Origin of the sequence: Planctomyces sp. SH-PL14, assembly GCF_001610835.1 — a bacterium.
Lineage (GTDB): Bacteria > Planctomycetota > Planctomycetia > Planctomycetales > Planctomycetaceae > Planctomyces_A.
Window position 1 is genome coordinate 3,635,703 of record NZ_CP011270.1, and the last position, 20,825, is coordinate 3,656,527.

Sequence of the window (20,825 nt, forward strand, 5' to 3'; positions counted from 1 at the left end):
ACCACAAGAAGCCTGTACTGCATCGACTTCACTTGGGGTCGGCCGGCGGCGTCGCCTCAATGACGCCGCCGTCCCAGACGATCTTGCACTGCGGCAACAGGGCCGCGAGCCGGCGGACGCCCGCTTCCGTCACCCGGGTCTTGTCCAGCGTGAGATAGGTCAGCGTCTTCATCCCCTTCACGTGCTCCAGCCCCGCATCGCTGACCTGGGTCCCTCCCAGCCAGAGCGCGTGCGCATGCGTGCAGCTCACGAGATGGGCCACCCCGGCATCGGTGATCGGGTTGTTGGCCAGGTAGAGTTCCGTCAGGCAGTGGGCCGACGGGGCGTTCTTGACCCAGGCGAGCCCTTCGTCATCGAGCCGCGTCCCACACAAGTCGAGCAGCCACAACCCGCGACAGCCCAGGAACCGGGCCGTGTCCCGGTTGGCCAGGACCGGGTTCTCCGCCAGCCAGATATTGACGACAAAGAGGGGCCCATTCGGAAGCTCGCTCCCCCGCTTGTACTCCTTCCCGTCGCCCAGGACGACTTTGCCTCCGATCGACATCACGAACTCGGCAATCTCGCGTTCCGCCTTGTCACCCAGGGGATCGCCCACCGGATTCATCGGTTCGTTGCCCGTGACATTCATCGCGGCCTCGGCCGGGACCGGTGCGATGGCAACAGTGGCCGGTCCTTTCTCTCCCGAGGCAGCGGCTCCCGTCGGAGCGACACCGGACACTCCCGAACCCTGGACCACCTTCGGAGGCGTCGACGTCCCCGCCCCGTTCCCGCGACTGAGGACGATCCCCGCCAGCAGAAGGAGGGCCGCGGATCCGAGAATCGCAGCGAGCAGCAGCCTCTTCCGCCGCGCCGCCAGCGGCGGACCGGCCGCGGCCCGGGACACGGGCCGCGTCTCGGCCGCCTCCTGCATCTCACGGAAGAGGCTCGTCAGCTTCGTATCGACCGGCAGGCTGGCGACAGTCTCGGCGAGTTCCGGCGCAACACCGGCCACCTGCGGGCGGCTTTCGAGGTCGGCAATCACCTCCGCCATCGACTGGTAGCGCTCCTCGACCTTCTTGGCCACCATCCGCCGGAACACGGACTCGACCGCCTCGGAAATCTCGGGACGCAACGCGCGGAGCGAGGGAATCGGCTCTTCCCGATGAGCCAGGAGGCGGGCCATGAGCGTGTCGCCGCCGTAGGCGGCCGTTCCGGTCAGCAGGTAATACAGCGTGCAGCCGAGGCTGTAGATATCGGCCCGGGCGTCGGCGAGCTTGGTGTTTAGTGCCTGCTCGGGGGCCATGTAGTCGACGGTCCCCATGACCGTGCCGGTGTGCGTGAGCTCCGCCTGCCGTGACGCATCGCCGTGAATCCGCGCCAGCCCCATGTCGAGGATCTTGACGGTCCCCTTCTGGTCCAGCAGCAGGTTGGCCGGCTTGATGTCCCGGTGGACGATCCCTTCCGCATGGGCCGCCGCCAGACCCCGGGCCGCCTGCAGGACAAAGCCCACCGCTTGATCGACCGCCAGCGGCCCGTCCCGTTTCGTGAGGGCCGCCAGGTCCCGCCCCTCGACATATTCCATCACCAGCAGATGGACGCCGTTCACCTCGTCCGCGTCGTAGGCGGTGACAATGTGGGGATGATTAAGCCGGGCCGCCGCCGTGACTTCCCGCTCAAAGCGGGCCACGGTGGCCGGATCCTTCATGAGGTTCTCCGGCAGGATCTTGACCGCCACGATCCGCTTCATGCGGCGATGTTCCGCCTTGAAGACCTGCCCCATCCCCCCGGCCCCGATCCGCTCCAGGATCGTGTAGTTCCCCAGAACGAGGGCCTTTCCCTTGCCGCGGGCGATCTCCTCGACCTGAAACTTCGTCAGCCGCTTCTGTCGCACCAGCTCGCGCGCCAGCTCCTCGGCGTCCTGAGGATTTCGATGAGGGGGCAAAAACTCCTGGATCGTCTCCTGCGGCAGAACCCCGCTCCCCGCGAGCAGCTCAACGAAACGCTCGATCGAAAGCGGCATGGTCCCCTGCCTCGCACCTGCATCGCCCGCCCTTCTGAACGCTCAGCTCTCCCCGATTCTTGTGGCTGCCACCCTCGTTTTCCAGTGCGGCCCTGCGGCCGGGTCGCAGCGGAGCGAAGCCCCCACCTCCGTCCCGCCCTCCAGTTGCACAAGAATTCTCCTTGCTCATGCATCGGCGATGCAATCAACCTTCATAGCGCCGGGTGCTCCCCCCTGTGAAATTTGTGATATCCAGGCAGGCGCAAACCCCTTCACTTTTTCAGCAGGTACTTCTCAAAAAACGCATTCGCCTCCGCCCCGACATTCGCCCCCTCATCACTGTGCCGCACGGTGCACTCCACCTCCAACTCGTCCATCCGCTCCTTGAGCTTCAGCCCGAAGTTGATGTGATGAATCCCCGTCCCCGGCCGAGCATCCGCCGCCACCGGCCCCCGCGGTTCGTTGTAAAACGCATAGACCGGCGGATCGTCCTTCGTGAGATAGGTGATCGGCGACATCTCCCGGAACTTCGCTCGCGCCCCCTCGGTCTCGATCTCGCTCGTCTTGATCCCATAGAAGCCCTCCAGCGCCGGATGCCGCGCCGCCGCATCACCCACCCACTCCCGGATGACATGCGGGTCATACGAACTTTGTGCCCCCATCACCGCCATACAGCTCAGCCGCGTCGACTGCCGCAGCACAGGATCGGGATCCTCCGGCTTCGCCAGATCGTCATGAAACCCGATCCACAGCGAAGTCCCCGCCCCCGCCGAACCCCCGATCGCCCCGATCCGCTCCGGATCGATGTTCCACTCCTTCGCATGCAGCCGCGCAAACTGAATGGCCCGCGCACAGTCCATGAAATGCGTCGGAGCCGCCACCTCCGGCGAGAGGCGATAGTGAATCGCCATCAGCGAAATCTTCTTCTCGAGCAGCCGGAACAGGGTCGCCGGAATCGACGACTTGTCCCCCGCATGAAAACCCCCGCCGTGGATGTAGACCACCAGCGGCGTCGGCGTATCGGACTCCGCCTGCCACAGGTCAAACACCTGCCGCGCATGCGGCCCGTAGTGAGCATCCGCCATCTGCGGAGCGATCTTCTTCGCCCCCGCCCGCTGCGCCAGCACCGGACCACCCGCCAGAAACACCGCCGCCAGAAACGCCACAACCAAGACCGAGCGCCGCATCAACCACCCTCCCGACCCAAACCCCGTCAAAGGCAAAGCGAGCTCACAGTGTAGCAACCGCCAACCCGCCCGGCCGTCCCGTGCATTGACAGTCCCCGCCCCACCTGATGATCTGACGCCAGACATTCCGTCCCTCGTCACCAGGAACCTCCCATGAGCTTCGGACAGACCCTGCTTCCCGAATTCGACCAGGAGATGGCCGGCACGCGCAAAGTCCTGGAGCGGATCCCGGACGACAAGCTCGACTGGAAGGCCCACCCGAAGTCGAACACGATCCGCTGGGTCGGCACGCACCTCGCCACCATCCCCAGCTGGACCGGCTACACCCTCCACCAGGATTCGCTCGACGTGAATCCCCCCGGCGGCCCGGAGCTCAAGACCACCCCCGCCGCCTCCCGCCAGGAGATCCTCGACCGCTTCGACCAGAACGTCGCCCAGGCCCGCAAAGACATCGAGACCACCGCCGACGCCGAGTTCATGAAGCCGTGGACCCTCATCAACAACGGCACCAGGATCTTCACCCTCCCCAAAGCGGCCGTCCTGCGGTCATTCGTCCTGAACCACATCATCCACCACCGGGCCCACCTTTGCGTCTACCTCCGCCTCAACGACATCCCCGTCCCCGGCCTCTACGGCCCCTCCGGCGATGAAGACTGAAACGAGGCGACCATCCCCGCCCAGCGAGCCCCCCAGAGCCCATGACCTCCCGCGTCGTCTCCGAAGTCGAACACGGTTCGCCCCTCTACCGCGAGTGCGTCGCGCTCCGGCTGGCGGTCCTCCGCACCCCGCTCGGCCTCTCCTTCACGGAGGACGAACTCCAGCGTGAGTCTGCCAGCCTCCACCTCGTCTGCCACGACGGGCAAAACCTCGTCGGCTGCCTCGTCCTGGTCCCGCTCGCAGACGGCGAGATCAAGATGCGGCAGGTCGCCGTCGCCCCCGAAACCCAGGGCCGCGGCATCGGCCGCTCCCTCGTCGACGCCTCCGAAACGCTCGCCCGCCACCGCGGCTTCACCCTCATGACCCTCCACGCCCGCACCACCGCCGTCCCGTTCTACGAACGGCTGGGGTACGAGACCGTCGGCGACGAGTTCGAGGAGGTTACCGTTCCCCACCGGGCGATGCAGAAGCGGCTGTGAGGCCGCAGTCCGACGAGGGCAAGCCGATCGACGCTTGAACCGTTCCTCAACAGACGTGCCTCCGGCGGCAAGGGCTCGCCGCCCTTGACCCGCGGCTCTGGCTGGCGAGTCCTCGGACGCTGCGATCAGCGCTGCCGCGGCGACCTTGGCAAGAACTCCTCCCGGCTGACACGGCCATTCCCGTCCGTATCCCGCAGCTTGAAGAACCGCTCCGCCTCCGCCGGCTCCCGCCCCTTCCCGAACTCCTCCGGCGTCAGATCCCCACTCTTGTCCACATCCAGCCGTCCAAACTGCGCCGCCCGGTTCGCCTCCGAGTTCGCCCCACCACCACTCCCGGCCCCCGCCCCCGCTCCCTCGGGCGCCCCCGTCGCCGGAAGCGGAAGATAGTCGCAGTCCAGAATCATCTTCTCCGCGAGAGCCAACCGCAGCTCCCGCTCGACCGACGCCAGCCCCGGCGTGCCCACGAGGTTCTTGAGCTCCGAAGGATCCGCCTCCAGGTCATACAGCTCGTACACCGGCCGCGGGGTCGTGAAGTACGTCGCCGTCAGCTCCGCCGGAAGCGTCCCCGCCTCCTGCGCCGCCCTGGTCTGCGTCCATCCGGCCCCACCCGCAGAGTCGACCGGCGCATAGGGAATCCAAGGCGTGCAGTTGTAAATGAACTTGTACCGGTCACTCCGGACCGCCCGCGACAGGTCATAGCCGCTGTTGCTCATCCCCACGGTCACCGGCGCCGACCCATGCGGCCCCCGCTCCACGAACACATGCTTGCGAGGAGCATGCTCCTCCCCTTTCAGCAGCGGCAGAAAGCTGATCCCCGACATCTTCGGGTGCGGCTTCACCCCCGCCGCCGCCAGCAGCGTCGGAGCCAGGTCCTCCCCGCTCAACAGCTCCCGCGACTCCCCGCCCGCCTTCACGCTCCCCGGCCACCGGACGATCAGCGGGACATTGGAACCCGGGTCATACAGCGACCCCTTCCCATGCGGCAGCGCGGCACCATTGTCCCCCGCAAAGACGATCAGCGTGTTCTCCAGAAGCTTCCGCTGCGCCAGCACGTCCAGAACCCCGGCCACCGTCCGGTCCAACCGGTTCACCTCGCCGCAGTAATCCGCGAACTGCTCCCGCATCCCCGGCAGGTCCGGCCAGTGCGCCGGCAGCTTCAACTGGGCCGGATCAGGCCGCAGCTCCGCCGGAGGATCCCAGACATGGTGCGGATCGCTGAAGTTGGCCCACAGGAAGAACGGCTTATCGGCCGGCTTCCCCTCGAGAAAGGTCTCCACCGTCGCCGCCACCTGCCCGTCGGGACAGTTGTTCAGAAAGTCGACCCGATCCGCGAAGGTCTTGAGACCATGCTTCTCAAGGATCGCCGCAATGTCTCCCCCGGCCCGGCCTCCGCCGGGCCCGTCGAGGTGAAAGCTTCGCCCGCAGACGCCGGTGTAGTACCCGGCCTGCTCCCGCAGCAGTTCCGGGAGGGTGACTTCCTCGCGGGGCAACGGGGAGGAGAACCGCGTCATCCGCGTCGCCACCGGCGACCGCCCCGTCATCAGCGCCGCCCGCGATGGCACGCACTGCGGGCAGGCGGTAAAGAACCGATGGAACTTCATCCCTTCCGCCGCCAGCCGGTCGAGCGTCGGCGTCTTGACGTTCGGATCTCCGTAGCAGCTCAGGTAGGGATAACTGTGGTCGTCGCTGAGGAGCAGAAGGATGTTCGGCGCAGCGGCCGATGCGACGGACGCCATTGCCGCGCCGACGGCAACAACGAAAACGGACAGGACTCGGAACAAGCGCATGAGAGACTCCCGGATCGAGGTTCGCGGCGGCGACCTGCAGGGTATCGGTCTCCACGACGTTTCGGAATCGGCCCGGCGTCCGGGGCCGTGACTGAGCCACAGCATGAGTTACGCGGCAGAGCCATCTCGCCGCTCTGCAGGCTCCGGGTCAGAAGAGGCGGGAAACGCAGAGACACAGAGGACACGGAGAGGAAAGAGGCAGAGGCGGGATCGGGGGGCGGTGGGGATCGCCTCACTGCCTTCTCTCTGTGTCCATCCGTGTTCATCTGTGGCTCCCACGCTCTTCCGAAAACCCTTGCGAACGCCGGTTCTCCTGCCGTCCCTCTCCGTGTCTCTGTGTTTCAAAAACCCGAAGTCTGATGAACCGCAACGACATCGGCGCGGCTGAGCTGCGGACCTGCCCCTGGAAGGCGACGCGCGCCGTTCCCCGCACGGCGCACCCGTCAATCTTTGGCTCGCTAGCGGTCGATGCGAACCTTCGGCCGCGCCCGTTTGAACTCGGCACAGCCCGCGTCACTCACCGCCGTCTGGTCGAGGCTGACCGTCTTCAGGTTCGGAAGCCTCATCAACTCCTCCAGACACGTGTCGGTGACCTTCGTTCGCCCCAGATCCAGATACCACATCCCGCTCAGCGACGCGACCTCCCGCACCCCGGCGTCCGTCACCCCCGTTCCCCGCAGTCCCAGGACTCCGAGGCCGTCCAGCTCCGACAGTTTCACCAGGCCCGCGTCCGTGATGGCCGTCAACGACAGATCGAGTACGGTCAGCGTTCGGAACTGTCCCACCACGTTCAGCCCGATATCGGTGACGCGCGTGTTGGCGAGATTGAGGTCGGTGAGATGCTTCAGTTCGCGTAGCTCCTCCAGCCCCGCGTCCGTCAGTTGAGCGTTGCGGAAGTCGAGGACTTCGATGTTCACGAGGCGCCGCAGTTCCTTGACGCCGACATCGGTGATCAGGTGATTGCAGAGGTTGAGCCGCTTCAACGGCGTCAGATCGCCGACCGCTTTCATCCCCTCGTCGGTGACCTGCGTCTTCACCAGGCCCAAAGCGGTCAGGCTCGGAAGGTGTCGAAGTTCCTTGAGTCCGTCGTCCGTAATCCGGGTGTGTGTCAGCAGAAGATTGGCCAGAGTTCGAGATCCCCGGAGAGCGGCGAGCCCGGCATCGGTCGTTTGAGTCCCATAGAGATCGAGCGTCGTCAGGCGAGGGAGCGTCGCAATCTTCTTCAACCCGGCATCGCTGACCTGCGTCTCGCCGAGGGTCAGGACCTCCAGCTGCTCCAGCGTCAGGATTCCGGCCAGTCCCTCGTCCGACAGGTCAGAACCGTTGAGCGCGAGGGTCCGAAGCTTTGTGAAGGCAGCCAGATGTTGAAATCCCGCGTCGCCGATCCGGGTGGCTCGCAGATTGAGCGCGGTCAGGTCCTGGCACGCGGTCAGCTCCTTCAAACCCGACTCGGTGATCGCCGTGCTCCACAGATTCACCTCCTGCAGGCCCTCAATCGATGTCAGGAGATGAACGTACCGGTCGCTGAATCGCCGGCTCCCCTGGAGCGACACTCCGATGACCCGCCCGCTCAGGGGATCACGGGTCAGCTTCGCCCCCAGCAACGCCAACGTTTTCGGAGCTCTCGCGGCCTCGCTCTCCTCCTGCCCGATCGCAGCTTGAGCGACAAAGACCGTCAGCAGGGCTCCCCAGAGGATACGTACGGACACAATCGGCCCTCCAAGACTCCACCGCGCCGTCGCCTCGTTCAGGAGCGAGGCCCTTGCTGATGATTCTCCAGGGAGCTCGCAGAGGCAGCAAGAAACTTCATTCGCCAAACAGCCGTGAAGCCTTCTGCGCCGCTCACCGGGGTCCGGCGTTTGCAGCCAAGAGCAATCGGAAAGCCAGTTTCACCTTGGCCTCGAGATCGGTGCAGGGCAGCAGAAGCTGCAACCTTCTGTTGATGCAAACCGACTGCGAGGCCGATCCAGGGAGCCCGCCATGTCCGTCCCAACCCAGGAAGTCCTTGTCCGAGTCAACATTGCCCGCATGATCGCCAACGCCAAGGCCGCCGGAACGCCGCTCGACGATGCCGGCGCCCGGGACCGCCTCACCTCGTGGGGCTTCCGCCACTTCGGCCAGTTCTGGCGAGGAGACGAGGCCGCCCTGGCCCATCTCCATCCCGAGGAGGTCGATCAGGTCGACCCCGTCGAGGAAACGCTGAATGGTGACGACGGCGGGACGTTCGCCCAGAACCATCTCGGCCCCGGCGCCACGGAGTGGAAGGGCCCGCTCGAGTAGACGGATTGGTCGCTCGGTCCCGCGCCGACTCCGCTGTGCCGCTCCGGGCACCTTGAGATCACGTTCCCTTGTCCGGCGGATCGGGCGCCAACAGGAACTTTCCCTTGGGGGGGCTGACCGCCTTCCGGCCCAGATACACCTTCCCCGGAGTCGGCTCTTCGTCGATCTTCAGATCGAACTCCAACGCGGTCGCGCCCGGCCCGAGCGAAAAGTCGAACCCATCCTCACCCGTGCTGGTCCGGAACTCGAACGCAATCCGGTCCCGCGCGGCGTTCAGCTTTCCGACGTCCTGAATGTTTCTCTTGCCCCGCTTGCGTGTTTCCAGGTCTCCAAAGTTGGCAAGCTCCGTGACCTTGCCGTCCCGGACTGTGATCGTCCCGCGAAACGTCGCCTGATCGGCTGACGATCTCGTCCGGAGATGCCACTGGCCATCGGCATGCCAGATCAGGTACCGCGGTCCCTGCGCCTTCTTGGGGCCCAGGACCGGCCGGCCGACGGGATCGACCTGCAGGACATTCGCCTTCGCGTCATCGGGCTTCTCCTCCGGGCTCGCCGGGGAGCTAATCAAGAGCAGAGCCAGACAGACCGCCGCGTGCAGCCGGAAGCAGGACATTGGCCTTCTCCCGCGAGGAAGGAACCCGCACGGAATTATGGAGCGAGCATGGCTGCGCGAGCAATAGAGGTGGCGGCAGTCGGCTCCTTGCGGTGGCTTCGCCGATTGGTCGCGCCTGGTCGGCCGGGTCTTCTGCACACGCCACGATTTCATCGGTCGACCGGGGGTCCAGGAGCCTCACCCCTCTCTTGTCGGATACCGCCGTCAGGAGCAAGTGCCAGGCGCGGACAACGTGTGGCATGCCCCTCAGTCATCAACGGGGGTTGCGTCGCAGGCGGTGTGTTTTGAGGGAGTCTTCGCCACTGGTTCCCGAAGGCGGACGTCCTTCGTGGACCACGGTTCCTCAGGGAAGTGTCTCCGGCGGCCAGGGGCCGTACTGTGACTTTGGGGCCTTTGACACCGGCGGCCGTCGCACGTTGGGGGCGAGCAAGGGGAGCTGCGCCGGCAAGGACGCGGTCCGCGGTCGACCCGCGCACGGTCCGGCAAACAGGCCTGCTCATCGCGCCGGGAGCCCCTACGGCTTGAGATCGAAGGCGATCTCTCGTCCTTCCGCCGGAACACTCAGCTTGAGCGGGCTCTTTTCCGGAGACTGGAACTTCCGATCGATCGGCGGAATCTTTGCTGCCGGAGCATTCTCTCCCGGAATCGGACTCGAAAGCGGCGGCAACACGGTCACGGTGTAGTCCCCCAGGACAACCCCGGGGATTCGCGCCGTTCCCGTGTGATCGAGCGCTCCGCCTCCCCCTTCGCCCGTCTCCAGGTTATTGAGATCGACGTCGCCCGCTGTCACCGGCTGCCCGCCAAACATCACCTTCACGACGACGTCGGCCCGGCTCTTTCCTGAGTGCGGGACATGCTGTCCGCAACCCGCCGCCCCAATCACCAGTCCACCCAGGGCGACGATCACCCTCCGCCGGAACACCCACGCCGTTCGTCTCCCCATCTCGCTCATCCCATTCTCTCTCAGGCCATCCGCGCTGAGGCCCGCGGCCGGTCTTCGGATCGGCAGAAGGACCTCGACATCTCGCCGCCCGAACAACTCGCTGAAAACCGACGACACACGGACAACGCTCTCAGAACTCGCCGGGGATCGCGCCGTCGTCGATCGACGAGATCTTCAGCAGTGTCGGCATGTGCAGGCTTTCCGAGAGGAAGTGGACCGAGCCATCGGCGAACAGGGCCTCGATTCCACCGGTGTGATACGAGTTCAGAATGTAGTTGGCCTCGTAAGGGCTGTTGGCGCTCGACGGAGCCCCCTGCAGCCAGTAGCTGTTGATCGGATGCCGGACCGTCGTCAGGCCCCCGGTGTAGCCGCTGCTCGAGGTGATCGCGCTGACGGGGGTCGCGCCGTCCCAGGTGGTTCCGCCATCGCTGCGGACCATGGTGTTCGCGACGATTCCGTACCATCCGCCGAGCGCATTCGACGAGTTCTCCGTCCCATTCACCTGTCCCGACTGTTCGCCGACCAGCATTGCGTTGGACGAGCCGTCCTTGAAGTCGCGAAGCGACTTGGCCCGGAATCCGATCAGTCCTCCGTTCTCGCAGTAGTAGCCCCCCTGCACCTGACCGGCGGTGCACACGGTCGCGGTCCGGGGCGTCGCGGCCGGGTCCGGATAGGCTCCCGCGATCCCCACGTAGTCCATGAGCATGCTTCCGCCGGCATAGCTCGTGATCGTGGCATTGGGGCTTGAGTAGCCGTTCGGACTCGACGGGCAGACGAAGATCGGAACCTTCAGCGTCGCCAGGATCGGCTGCAGGCTGACGTGGCCGTAGAAGCTGCCGGCGGAGAAGTCGACCCGGTCGTAGCCCGCCTTCTGATCGATGAACGGAAGGATCCGGACGAACCAGTTCGCGCCGCGCTGGCCTCCCGTGGCTCCGATCGGAAAGGCCCCGTTCTGCTCTTCATAGTTGAACAGGGCCAGCCCCACCTGCTTCATGTTGTTCCGGCACTGCGACTGCCGCGCCGCTTCCCGCGCCTGCTGCACCGCCGGAAGCAGGATCGCCACCAGCACCGCAATGATCGCAATGACGACGAGCAACTCGATCAACGTAAACCCTCGACGAACTCGCATCTTGAACCTTTGCACTCGGAAGAACGGACGTGGAACGTGGGGACGAGAGAGCGAGCCTCCCTCCGGACCGGGCTGATGCGCCGTAGTCCGGAACCAGGTCCAGCAGGTTGGCAAACAGGAGGAAAATCCAGGCGGGAAACTTGGTGGGAAAGTCGTGGCGGGATGCCGACACTTTCAACAGTCGTTGCGACGACAGTACGCACGCCCGAGCGAGATCAGCATGCAAATCCAGGCCAAAGACTGGCGAAGGGCAGGAGAGCAAAGGACGGGCCACCCGGCTCGGTCTTCACGAGGCGCCCGCCCGCGCCGCCGCGATCCGGCTCCGGGTCACGCCGTTCTTCAACGGAGCAGGTGGTGAAGAAAGTGCCCGCGGTGCGCTCCGGGGGCAAAGGAGGGATGTGTTACGATTCCACAAACAGCTCCCCGCTCTGCGATGCGCCTGCTCGGGGCGGGAGCCGATCTGCGTGCGTTTCGCCGACAACCGTCCTGCCTGCGAAGCTTCCCCAGGGTTCGCTCCATGCCCCACGCTCTCCTGTTGCTCGCCCTGATGGCATTGGCCTCGGCGCTCGCCGGGTGCGGTTCCGCCGCCGGCAGTCTCCCGCCGCCGCAGCCCCCCAAGGTCACCGTCGCGACGCCGCTGTCGCGCGAAGTCCGCGACGTCGATGAATACACGGGACGGATCGAAGCCCCCGAGACCGTCGAAGTCCGGGCCCGCGTCTCCGGGTATCTCCAGGAGATCTATTTCCAGGAGGGGGACATCGTCAAAAAGGGGCAGGACCTGTTCCTGATCGATCCCCGCACCTACTCGGCCACGTTCGACCAGGCCAAGGCGCGGATCAAGCTCTACGAGTCCAAGTACGAGTTCGCCAAGTCCTCCCGCGCCCGCAGCGAGCGGCTTCTCAAGAGCGGAGCTGGAACGCAGGAGACCTACGAGAGCGACGTCGCGACTGAAGGGGAATCGCTCGCCGCGATCGAGTCCGCGAAGGCCGATGCCGAGGTCGCCCGTCTCAACGTCGAGTTCACCAAGATCCAGGCCGAGATCGGGGGCCGGATCGACCGGGCGTTCGTCACGCGGGGAAACCTGATCCAGTCCGGCGCCGGGGCCCCGGCCCTGACCCGGATCGTCTCCGTCGATCCGATGTACGTCTATTTCAATCCGGATGAGCTCGCCTTCCTCCGCTACACGCAGCGGCGGATCGCCAGCGACGGCCAGATGGAGGCGCAGCCGGTCCGCGAACGAAACATCGAGACGACGATCGTCCTCGCCGACGGGTCGGTGTACCCGGAGAAAGGGAAGGTCGACTTCGCCTCGAACATCGTCGATCCCTCGACCGGAACGATCCAGGTCCGGGCGGTCTTCCCCAACCCGCACCGGGCCCTCACGCCGGGGCTGTTCGTTCGCCTGCGGATCGCCTCGGAGCAGGGGTATCCGGCGCTCCTCGTTCCGGAACGGGCCCTCAACACCGACCAGAGCGACAAGTTCGTCTATATCGTCGACGACAAGGGACTCGCCCAGCGGAAGAACGTCGTCCTCGGAACGAAGCACGGCCGGCTGCGGGTCATCAAGGAGGGACTGGCCGTCGCCGACAAGGTGATCATCAGTGGGGGCCTGCTGGTCCGTCCCGAGGAAAAGGTCCAGCCGACCGACGGGACGATCGAGGACACCACGAACGACGCCATCCCGGCCGAAAGAAGCGCCCCGTCCTCCGACGACGCTCCCAGGCCGCCGGCCGCGAACGCCAAAGCTCCCTCAACTCCCGCGGCGCCGGCCAGCCCTCCTGGTCCTTCCGCTCCGCCGGCCTCTCCCGAGCCCTCTCCGCCGTCCCGCTCCGACGCGCCGAAGTCCACGACCGAATCGAACGCCCGCTGATCTGGAGAACGCACCGTGCTGGCTCGTTTCTTCATCGACCGGCCCATCTTCGCCTGGGTCCTGTCGATCGTCATCGTCCTGGCCGGCGTGATCTGCAACTACATCCTGCCGATCGCGCAGTACCCCGAGATCGCGCCTCCGACCGTGCAGGTCACCTGCGTCTACCCCGGCGCGAGCGCCGCGGTCGTGCAGGACACCGTCGCCGCTCCGATCGAGCAGCAGGTGGTCGGGGTTGAGAACGCCCTCTATATGGCGTCGCAGTCCGCCAGCGACGGCAGCTACACGCTGACGGTCACGTTCTCGCTGGGGACGGACCTCAACATGGCGCAGGTCCTGGTGCAGAACCGCGTCGCCCAGGCGCTGCCGCTCCTGCCGGACATCGTCCAGCAGACCGGAGTCACGACGAAGAAGAAGTCCCCCAACATTCTCCTGGCGGTGGCGCTCTTCTCGGAGAACGACCCCAAGACGAAGAAGCCGCACTACGAGCAGCTCTACATCAGCAACTACGCCACGATCCAGGTCCGCGACGAGCTGGCCCGGCTGGAAGGGGTGGGGGACGTCACGATCCTGGGCCAGCAGGACTACAGCATGCGGGTGTGGCTGAACCCGGACCAGCTGGCGACCCGCGACCTGACCGCCGGCGATGTGGTCAAAGCCCTGCAGGAGCAGAACGTCCAGGTGGCCGCCGGCCAGATCGGCCAGCCCCCCGTCCCGGCCGGTCTCGACTTCCAGCTCACGATGACGACGCTCGGCCGGCTCACGGAGCCCGAGCAGTTCGAGGAGATCGTCATCAAGTCCGGAGACAACGGGCAGATCACGCGGCTCAAGGACGTGGCCCGGGTCGAGCTCGGGGCCAAGAACATGAACACGAGCTGCCGCGTCGACGGCCAGCCGGCGGCGAGCCTCGCAGTCTGGCAGCTCCCCGGGAGCAATGCCCTCGACACCGCCGACCGGGTCAAGACCCGCATGCGGGAGCTCGAGCGCCGCTTCCCGCCCGGGCTCCAGTTCCGGATCGACTACGACACGACCCCGTTCATCCGCGAGTCGGTGGCGGAGGTCTTCAAGACCCTGCGGGACGCCGTGATCCTGGTGGCGATCGTCGTCCTCCTGTTCCTGCAGGACTGGAAGGCGCTTGTCCTGCCGATGATCGACGTCGGGGTCTCGCTCGTCGGGACGTTCGCCGTCATGTCACTGATGGGTTTTTCCCTCAACAACCTGACGCTGTTCGGCCTCGTGCTGGCGATCGGGATCGTGGTCGACGACGCGATCGTGGTCCTCGAAAACATCGAGCGTTGGATCGGCATGGGCTACAAGGTCCGCGACGCGACCATCAATGCGATGAACGAGATCACCGGTCCGATCATCGCGATCACGCTCGTCCTCAGCTCCGTGTTCCTGCCAAGCGCCTTCCTGGGCGGGATCACGGGCCAGTTCTTCCGGCAGTTCGCGCTGACAATCGCGGCCTCGATGGTCATCTCGGCGATCAACGCCATGACGATGACCCCCGCGCGGGCCACGTCGGTCTTCCGCGATCCCAAGCCGGGCGAGGAGGCGCACGACCACCGCGAGGCCCTGCCGTGGTGGGGGATCATGATCCTCGCCGGACTGCTGACTGCCTGGATCGGCCAGACGTTCTTCGGCGCGTGGCTCGGCCTGGCGGGGGAGCACGGCGCGGGAGAGACGACCACCGCATCGCTCCGGCAGTGGGCGATCTGGACCACGCTGCTCGTCCCCGGTCTGATCATCGGGTTTGCCCTGGCGCACCCGGTCAACAAGAGCCTCAAGATCGCGTTCGGTGGCTTCAACAAGGTGTTCGACGCCGTGACCGCCGGTTACGGCCGCACGATCCAGGGGTTGCTGCGGCTGAGCTTCATCGTCCTCTTTGTCTACGCCGGTCTGCTGGGGCTGACGGGCTTCGGCATGACGCGGATTCCGACCGGATTCATCCCGAACCAGGACAAGGGGTATCTGCTGCTCGACGTCCAGCTCGCCGACGCCGCGTCGCTGGAGCGGACGGACGAGGTGATGCATCAGATCGAGAAGATCGCCCTCGAGACTCCCGGCGTCGGGCACATCCTGGACGTGAGCGGCCAGTCGTTCATCCTCAACGCGATCTCCTCCAACTACGGCGGGGGCTTCATGATCCTGAAGCCGTTCCACGAGCGTCATGGAGCCGAGCAGCGGGCGGACGCGATCGCGATGCGGCTGCGGCAGGAGTTCAGCAAGATTCCCGACGCCCGGATCTCGGTCTTCGGCGCTCCGCCCGTCGACGGCCTCGGGAACGCCAGCGGCTTCAAGCTGATGGTCGAGGACCGGGGGGACAACGGCTTCGAGGCGCTGCAGGCCCAGGCGGACAGGCTGGCGGACGAAGCCCGCCGTCTGCCGGGGATGATCCTGGTCTACAACAGTTTCCGGGCGAACACGCCGCAGCTCTATATCGATGTCGACCGCACCAAGTGCAAGTCGATGGGGGTCGAGCTCAACCAGGTGTTCAGTGCTCTCCAGGTCTACATGGGGGGCTACTACGTCAACGACATCAACCGTTTCGGCCGGACGTGGCAGGTCAACGCCCAGGCGGAGGCGGAGTTCCGGATCGATGCCGACACGGTGCGGCGGCTCAAGGTGCTGAACCGCGCCGGTCAGGCGGTCCCGCTTGGGGCGATCGCGAAGATCGAAGACTCGACGGGGCCGGTGCTGATCAACCGCTTCAACACCTATCCGGCCGCGGTGGTCAACGGGGTGAACTCGCCGCTCGTCAGTACCGGGCAGGTGCTGAAGAACATGGAGTCGCTCAGTGCGCGGCAGTTGCCGGTCTCGATGGTGCCGGAGTGGACGGAGATCTCGTTCCTGCAGCAGCAGTCGGCCAAGCTGACGAGTTTCCGGGACGTGTTGCAGAACCCGATCTCGGCGCTCGTCGGGGCGATCGTGCTGGTCTATTTGATCCTCGCGGCGCAGTACGAGAGCTGGACGTTGCCGTGGACGATCATTCTCGTGGTGCCGATGTGCGTGCTGTGTGCGTTGATCGGGATCGCGATCATGCACATGGACATGAACATCTTTGTGCAGATCGGGTTCGTGGTGCTGGTCGGCCTGGCGTGCAAGAACGCGATTCTGGTGGTCGAGTTTGCGAAGGAGCGGATGGAGAAGGATGGGCTGGGGCTGAAGGAGGCGACGGTTCAGGCGAGTACGGTCCGGCTGCGTCCGATCGTGATGACGTCGTTCGCGTTCATCCTGGGGGTGTTGCCGCTGGTCGTGGCGACGGGGGCCGGGGCGGAGATGCGGAAGACGCTGGGTGTGGCGGTGTTCTCAGGGATGTTGGGCGTGACGATGTTCGGAATCTTTTTGACGCCGGTCTTCTTCTATGTCGTGGAGAGGTTCCTGGGTCAGCCGGTGCGCGGGATGCCGAAGGATGGCGAAGCGCCTGCACCGCCGACCGAGCATCACTAACAGCGTAGAGAAGAAGTCCCCCCCTCACCGGGTCCAGGGGGTACCCTGGTGGGGAGTGCAGAGGGGCAACGCCCCCTTTGCCCGCCGGAGGCCGTCTCGTCGAGAGATGTCTGAAGGAGTACGTGTCCAAACGCGGACAACGTGTCGGATGCCCCCCTCACCAACCCGCGAGGACTACAGACCGAGCGGTGAGTCCTCAGCGCCGGTTCCACAAAGGGGTCGTCCGTCGCTTACCAAGGTTCCTCACAGGAGTGCCTCCGGCGGCAAGGGGGCGAGGCCCCCTTGACCCCGGCTGCCGTCGCACGTTGGGTTTGAGCTGTCGACGCCGTGCCGGCAAGGACGATTTCGACCCATGAAACAGAAACGCCCCGATCCTGCGATCGGGGCGTTGCACTGGTCCAACCTCACCAACTCCAACCACTACCGGAACCGATCATGGTCAAACCGCGACCGATCATTCCGCCACCAGTCGTTGCTGTTGTTGTTGAAGTTGCTGTTGTTCCCGAAGTGCGACCACGACCCGCGGTAATCGTTCGAACGGTAGTCGTTCGAGTAGTTCGGATGATGAACACCCGAGTTCCAGTACCAGTCGTTCGAAGCCGTCCCGTACGGGTACTGCGGACGATACGCCGAGTTGTTGATCGTCGACGGACCGTAGCAGCCACCCACACCGATCCCGTTGTACGAGTTCCCGTACACCGGAGTCGTCCCCCACTGCGTCCCGTAAACCGGAGCCGGAGCCACGGTCGAGTAAACACTGGTCGTCATCGGGACATACGGGCTGTACAGCGTCGGAACCTGAGCGTTCGATTCACCAACCCCCACCGCCACGGCAGCCAGGGTCACGAAAGCGGAACGGAGGAGAAGAGAAGCGTTCATGGGAAGAGATCCTTTCTTGGAACCCATTCGAACCCGCCGGAGTCGCTGCGAACTGCAGAGGTGACCAGCGTCGTTTCGGGTTGCTGTCAGCGGTCATTCCCGCGTTGACGTGGAATCAGAAAAGCACCACCCGTGCCACAAACGTGGAATCGATTTGAGACAGCCCACCGTCGGCACCTTCCGCCGGACCGACCGTCGACCGCAGGAATCGTTCGGAGTTTGACGCCCGCCCCGCGCGAAAACTGGCATCGAATTGAGAACAGCGGCGCCGCACCCGTCTTGCAGGAACTGCACTCGGGATTTCAAAACACATCTCGGAACAAGGTCGCCATCAGCAGCGCCAGAGACGAGGACTGCGAAAGTCCCCCTCGAGGGCCCCCGTTCAGGGACCGCTCGCAGGCTTCACGGCCCGTTCAAGCCAGGACAATCGAGCGCGGCGAGACTTCCGGCCGGACAATGCCCGCGTCATGCGACTGCGGCGTCGCCCCCACATCCCACGGACTCCCGCCCAGCCAGGCGGTCTTCATCCCTTCAACGGTCAACGCCCCCTTGGCCAGATCCAGCGTCACCACAGCCCACAGCGGGCCTTCATAGGGGCAGGTGGACTGCAGGTAAGGGGACTTCTCGTGGGCCGCTTCACCGTAGCTGCGGTGGTTGTACTTGGCCCCCATCCAGTAATACGACGCGCTGTTCACCTGGATGTGATGGACGCCGTCGATCGGCCGGTGATAGTCCTGATGCAGATGACCGGAGAAGACGGCCAGGACGTTCGGCCGAGCCCCTCCTTCCCCCTTCAGGATCCGCCCGATCTCGGCAAAGTTGTCGACCCCCGACGGACCGTCGAGCGGCTGATGGATCAGGATCACGACGGGCCGCGCGTCGGCCGACAGTTCCTTCCGGAGCCACTCCGCCTGCTCCTGACCGACAAACCGCTTGTAGCCCTGGCTCGTCCCGCCGGGATCGTTGCCATCCAGGACGATGAACTTCACGCCCCCCTGCTGGAAGGCGTAGTAGCGATGCGGCATCCCGTAATACCGGACCGTCTGTTCCCGCGTGAACCCGCCGTCCATGTCGTGGTTGCCGAGGACGTGGTACTTCGGCCCCTGAAACCGTTCCCACACCTCGTAGAAGCCGCGGTTGGCCTCCTTGGGGATGCAGAAGTCGCCGAGCTGCGCGATGAAGTCGACCTCCGCGCGGGTCATCGCGTCCACGAAAGCCCCAAGACGAGCGGAGGCGTCGGGGATGATGTCCTGGTGGACGTCCGTAATGAGTCCAAACCGCAGCGGCTTCTTTGCCGCGTCCTGGGCCAGCGCTGGAATCGTCGTCAGGAGAGGGACGGCGGACAGCGTGGTGAGGAATTCGCGGCGATTCAGCATGGGACGGTTCCAGGGTCTCCGGGAGCCGGCGATTCTGACGTCGGAGGTCTCTGCGGAGAAGACCGCGAGAGGTAACGGCTGGCTCAAACCGCGTCCTTGCCGGCACGACTCCGTTTGCTCAAACCCATTGTGCGACGGCAGCCTGGGGTCAAGGGGCCAAAGAAACAACACAGGCCCCCTTGCCGCCGGAGGCACTTCCATGAGGAACCGTGGTAAGCAACGGATGTCCCCTTTGTGGGACCCGCGTTGAGAACTCCCCGCTCGTTCTGCCATCCCCGCGGGTTGGTGAGGGGGCACACGGCACGGTGTCCGCGTTTGGACACGTGCTCCTTCAGACAACTCCCGACGGCCAGGCCTCCGGCGGGCAAAGGGGCGTTGCCCCCTTGCATCCCCCACAAGGGTGCCCCTGGACCCGGTTTAACCAGGCGAACGGATTGGCCCTACGCGCATCACTCCGCGAACGCACCGCTTGACCCCGCCGGATCCCGCACTGCACACTCCGACCAATCGAGGACGCCTCGCCCCGTTCCCGCATACCGGACTCCTTCATGCGCCTGAACCTTCTGATCGCCGGACTGCTTGTCGCCCTCTGCGTCTCGGCCTCCCCGGACATCGCCCGCGGTGAAGAACCGCTCCGGATCGATCTCTGGAACGGCGAGGCGGCGCTCGGCAACGGCCAGACCGAAAAGACGAACGTCTGGCTCACGGTCTACCGCCCGGAAAAGCCCAACGGCACCGCCCTCGTCATCTGCCCGGGGGGCGGATACGGCGGCCACGCCATCCAGGCGGAAGGACACGGCATCGCGGCATGGCTCAACAAGCACGGCGTCACCGGCGCCGTACTGCAATACCGCCTCCCCGCCGGACGCCACGCCGTCCCGCTCCTCGACACGCAGCGCGCGATCCGGACGGTCCGGTCACATGCCGAGGAATGGAAGATCGACCCGGCCAAGGTCGGCATCATCGGCTTCTCCGCCGGCGGCCATCTCGCCTCGACCGCCGAGACCCACTTTGACGAAGGCGATCCGAAGGCGACCGACCCCAGCGACCGCGCCAGCTCCCGCCCGGACTTCGCGATCCTGGTCTATCCGGTGATCTCGATGGGAGAGAAAGGCCACGCCGGTTCGCGAAAGAACCTTCTCGGAGCCGAGCCAGCCGCCAGCCTGATCGACCTCTACTCCAACGAGAAGCAGGTGACGGACAAGACGCCGCCGACATTCCTCGCCCACCCTCTCGACGACAAGGTCGTTCCGGCCGACAACAGCCGCCTCTTCTACGAGGCCCTTCTGGCGCACAAGGTCCCGGCGGAGTACCTCGAACTCCCCTCCGGCGGCCACGGACTCAACGGCTACAAGGGCCCGATGTGGGACGCCTGGCAGGAGAAGTCGCTCGCCTGGCTGGCGACGCGGGGCTTCCTGCCGCAGGCCGCGGCCCAAAGCGGCCAGTAAACCTCAAACGAGCTCCCCGGCGGAGGCGAGTGCCTCGCGGAGCAGCGAGTGGTCGTGAGGATCGAGCGACATCGGAACGCCCGCGTTCTGATGGACGTGCCGAACCGAATGGGTCACTCCGTCCAGAAACGCCGGTGGCGCGGTGTTCGACAGCAGGAACGCTGAGTAACGGTCCGGCACGTAAAGCTGGAAGCCGTCCGGGAAGAGCTTCAGGAGACCGTCGTAGCAGAGGAGCCGGCTGGGACCGAGACCGTCGTCGTGAAGCAGCGCAACCGCCCCGAGAGCCCCCTCCTCCGTGCGGGAGGCCCGGCTCCAGGGCTGACGATCGAAGTCAGCCCGCAGCGCTTCGCGGGAGGACGTTCGCCAGTCGATCCCCTCCGCCGTCAGCCGCGCGGCTGCATCGTCCGTGAGATACTGCATCGTGTTCTCGGGACACAGATAGGCCCAGGTCAGCGACACCGGCAGCGCCGGGAAGTGATGGTACGGACCGATCCACCACCCTTTGTCGAAGATCGAGCTGGGAATCAGGACCGGCCGCAGATCGCAGAGCGGGAGGCCGCCGGTCCCCTCCTGGAGATTCCGGACCAGCTGGTCGAGCTGCGCCCGCTGGGCCGCTTCGGCCGGACTCGCGCCGAACAGCAGTTCCCGAATGCGTCGGAACATCGTTTCAGCCCTTGTCATCGGCCTCACGCGGCTGCCGCGGACGCCGTCGTCTGGTTTCTTGCCCGTGGATCCGGGCCGACAACACGTTG

General features: G+C 65.6%; 16 protein-coding genes. 6 read left to right on the forward strand and 10 right to left on the reverse strand.

Features of this window, described 5'->3' with window-relative positions; translation table 11 throughout:
- Nucleotides 1-28: 28 nt before the first annotated feature.
- Both VT03_RS14105 and VT03_RS14110 read right to left on the reverse strand, forming a co-directional pair.
- Nucleotides 29-1,999, reverse strand: a complete 1,971-nt coding sequence (locus VT03_RS14105) for a protein kinase domain-containing protein (protein WP_075093564.1) — start codon at nucleotides 1,997-1,999, stop codon at nucleotides 29-31.
- Nucleotides 2,000-2,250: 251 nt separating this feature from the next.
- A complete protein-coding gene (locus VT03_RS14110) occupies nucleotides 2,251-3,165 on the reverse strand; it encodes an alpha/beta hydrolase (RefSeq protein ID WP_075093565.1) in 915 nt (304 codons plus the stop codon).
- Between the two features lie 153 nt (nucleotides 3,166-3,318).
- Between VT03_RS14110 and VT03_RS14115 the strand changes: the two genes are divergently transcribed.
- Both VT03_RS14115 and VT03_RS14120 read left to right on the forward strand, forming a co-directional pair.
- Entirely contained in the window at nucleotides 3,319-3,822 is a 504-nt protein-coding gene (locus tag VT03_RS14115) for a DinB family protein (protein ID WP_075093566.1), read from the forward strand.
- A 41-nt stretch (nucleotides 3,823-3,863) separates the two neighbouring features.
- Nucleotides 3,864-4,301 carry a GNAT family N-acetyltransferase gene (locus tag VT03_RS14120; protein ID WP_075093567.1) on the forward strand — a complete coding sequence of 146 codons (438 nt, stop codon included), beginning with the start codon at nucleotides 3,864-3,866 and terminating at the stop codon, nucleotides 4,299-4,301.
- A 125-nt stretch (nucleotides 4,302-4,426) separates the two neighbouring features.
- Here VT03_RS14120 and VT03_RS14125 read toward each other — a convergent pair whose 3' ends face one another.
- Nucleotides 4,427-6,088, reverse strand: coding sequence for a sulfatase-like hydrolase/transferase (locus VT03_RS14125; RefSeq protein ID WP_075093568.1), 1,662 nt, complete (start codon nucleotides 6,086-6,088; stop codon nucleotides 4,427-4,429).
- Between the two features lie 458 nt (nucleotides 6,089-6,546).
- On the reverse strand, nucleotides 6,547-7,797 hold the full coding sequence (locus tag VT03_RS14130) for a hypothetical protein (protein WP_156514485.1): 1,251 nt from the start codon (nucleotides 7,795-7,797) through the stop codon (nucleotides 6,547-6,549).
- A 271-nt stretch (nucleotides 7,798-8,068) separates the two neighbouring features.
- On the opposite strand from VT03_RS14130, the gene VT03_RS14135 reads away from it, so the two are divergent.
- Nucleotides 8,069-8,368 (forward strand): hypothetical protein, encoded by a 300-nt coding sequence (locus VT03_RS14135; protein ID WP_075093569.1) that lies wholly within the window; start codon nucleotides 8,069-8,071, stop codon nucleotides 8,366-8,368.
- A 58-nt stretch (nucleotides 8,369-8,426) separates the two neighbouring features.
- Here VT03_RS14135 and VT03_RS14140 read toward each other — a convergent pair whose 3' ends face one another.
- The 3 genes from VT03_RS14140 to VT03_RS14150 form a co-directional block, all read right to left on the reverse strand.
- Nucleotides 8,427-8,981: a hypothetical protein gene (locus VT03_RS14140; RefSeq protein WP_075093570.1), complete on the reverse strand. Its 555-nt coding sequence runs from the start codon at nucleotides 8,979-8,981 to the stop codon at nucleotides 8,427-8,429.
- Nucleotides 8,982-9,495: 514 nt separating this feature from the next.
- Nucleotides 9,496-9,924, reverse strand: coding sequence for a hypothetical protein (locus tag VT03_RS14145; protein WP_156514486.1), 429 nt, complete (start codon nucleotides 9,922-9,924; stop codon nucleotides 9,496-9,498).
- A gap of 130 nt (nucleotides 9,925-10,054) precedes the next feature.
- Nucleotides 10,055-11,053 carry a DUF1559 domain-containing protein gene (locus VT03_RS14150; protein ID WP_075093572.1) on the reverse strand — a complete coding sequence of 333 codons (999 nt, stop codon included), beginning with the start codon at nucleotides 11,051-11,053 and terminating at the stop codon, nucleotides 10,055-10,057.
- Nucleotides 11,054-11,570: 517 nt separating this feature from the next.
- Here VT03_RS14150 and VT03_RS14155 point away from each other — a divergent pair.
- Both VT03_RS14155 and VT03_RS14160 read left to right on the forward strand, forming a co-directional pair.
- Nucleotides 11,571-12,923, forward strand: coding sequence for an efflux RND transporter periplasmic adaptor subunit (locus VT03_RS14155; RefSeq protein ID WP_075093573.1), 1,353 nt, complete (start codon nucleotides 11,571-11,573; stop codon nucleotides 12,921-12,923).
- A 15-nt stretch (nucleotides 12,924-12,938) separates the two neighbouring features.
- A complete protein-coding gene (locus VT03_RS14160; protein ID WP_075093574.1) occupies nucleotides 12,939-16,370 on the forward strand; it encodes an efflux RND transporter permease subunit in 3,432 nt (1,143 codons plus the stop codon).
- A gap of 420 nt (nucleotides 16,371-16,790) precedes the next feature.
- Here the strand turns inward: VT03_RS14160 and VT03_RS14165 are convergent, their stop codons facing one another.
- A complete protein-coding gene (locus VT03_RS14165; RefSeq protein ID WP_075093575.1) occupies nucleotides 16,791-17,249 on the reverse strand; it encodes a hypothetical protein in 459 nt (152 codons plus the stop codon).
- 413 nt (nucleotides 17,250-17,662) lie between these two features.
- Entirely contained in the window at nucleotides 17,663-18,625 is a 963-nt protein-coding gene (locus VT03_RS14170; RefSeq protein WP_197489324.1) for a metallophosphoesterase family protein, read from the reverse strand.
- A 548-nt stretch (nucleotides 18,626-19,173) separates the two neighbouring features.
- Between VT03_RS14170 and VT03_RS14175 the strand changes: the two genes are divergently transcribed.
- Nucleotides 19,174-20,073: an alpha/beta hydrolase gene (locus VT03_RS14175; protein ID WP_075093576.1), complete on the forward strand. Its 900-nt coding sequence runs from the start codon at nucleotides 19,174-19,176 to the stop codon at nucleotides 20,071-20,073.
- Between the two features lie 3 nt (nucleotides 20,074-20,076).
- Here the strand turns inward: VT03_RS14175 and VT03_RS14180 are convergent, their stop codons facing one another.
- Nucleotides 20,077-20,736: a hypothetical protein gene (locus VT03_RS14180; protein WP_075093577.1), complete on the reverse strand. Its 660-nt coding sequence runs from the start codon at nucleotides 20,734-20,736 to the stop codon at nucleotides 20,077-20,079.
- Between the last annotated feature and the right edge of the window lie 89 nt (nucleotides 20,737-20,825).

Coding starts and splice junctions, on each gene's coding strand:
- VT03_RS14145 (WP_156514486.1), bottom strand. CDS start 9,924: ATGGGGAGACGAACGGCGTGGGTGTTCCGGCGGAGGGTGATCGTCGCC.
- VT03_RS14175 (WP_075093576.1), top strand. CDS start 19,174: ATGCGCCTGAACCTTCTGATCGCCGGACTGCTTGTCGCCCTCTGCGTC.
- VT03_RS14180 (WP_075093577.1), bottom strand. CDS start 20,736: ATGTTCCGACGCATTCGGGAACTGCTGTTCGGCGCGAGTCCGGCCGAA.
- VT03_RS14120 (WP_075093567.1), top strand. CDS start 3,864: ATGACCTCCCGCGTCGTCTCCGAAGTCGAACACGGTTCGCCCCTCTAC.
- VT03_RS14115 (WP_075093566.1), top strand. CDS start 3,319: ATGAGCTTCGGACAGACCCTGCTTCCCGAATTCGACCAGGAGATGGCC.
- VT03_RS14140 (WP_075093570.1), bottom strand. CDS start 8,981: ATGTCCTGCTTCCGGCTGCACGCGGCGGTCTGTCTGGCTCTGCTCTTG.
- VT03_RS14170 (WP_197489324.1), bottom strand. CDS start 18,625: ATGCTGAATCGCCGCGAATTCCTCACCACGCTGTCCGCCGTCCCTCTC.
- VT03_RS14135 (WP_075093569.1), top strand. CDS start 8,069: ATGTCCGTCCCAACCCAGGAAGTCCTTGTCCGAGTCAACATTGCCCGC.
- VT03_RS14155 (WP_075093573.1), top strand. CDS start 11,571: ATGCCCCACGCTCTCCTGTTGCTCGCCCTGATGGCATTGGCCTCGGCG.
- VT03_RS14165 (WP_075093575.1), bottom strand. CDS start 17,249: ATGAACGCTTCTCTTCTCCTCCGTTCCGCTTTCGTGACCCTGGCTGCC.
- VT03_RS14125 (WP_075093568.1), bottom strand. CDS start 6,088: ATGCGCTTGTTCCGAGTCCTGTCCGTTTTCGTTGTTGCCGTCGGCGCG.
- VT03_RS14105 (WP_075093564.1), bottom strand. CDS start 1,999: ATGCCGCTTTCGATCGAGCGTTTCGTTGAGCTGCTCGCGGGGAGCGGG.
- VT03_RS14150 (WP_075093572.1), bottom strand. CDS start 11,053: ATGCGAGTTCGTCGAGGGTTTACGTTGATCGAGTTGCTCGTCGTCATT.
- VT03_RS14110 (WP_075093565.1), bottom strand. CDS start 3,165: ATGCGGCGCTCGGTCTTGGTTGTGGCGTTTCTGGCGGCGGTGTTTCTG.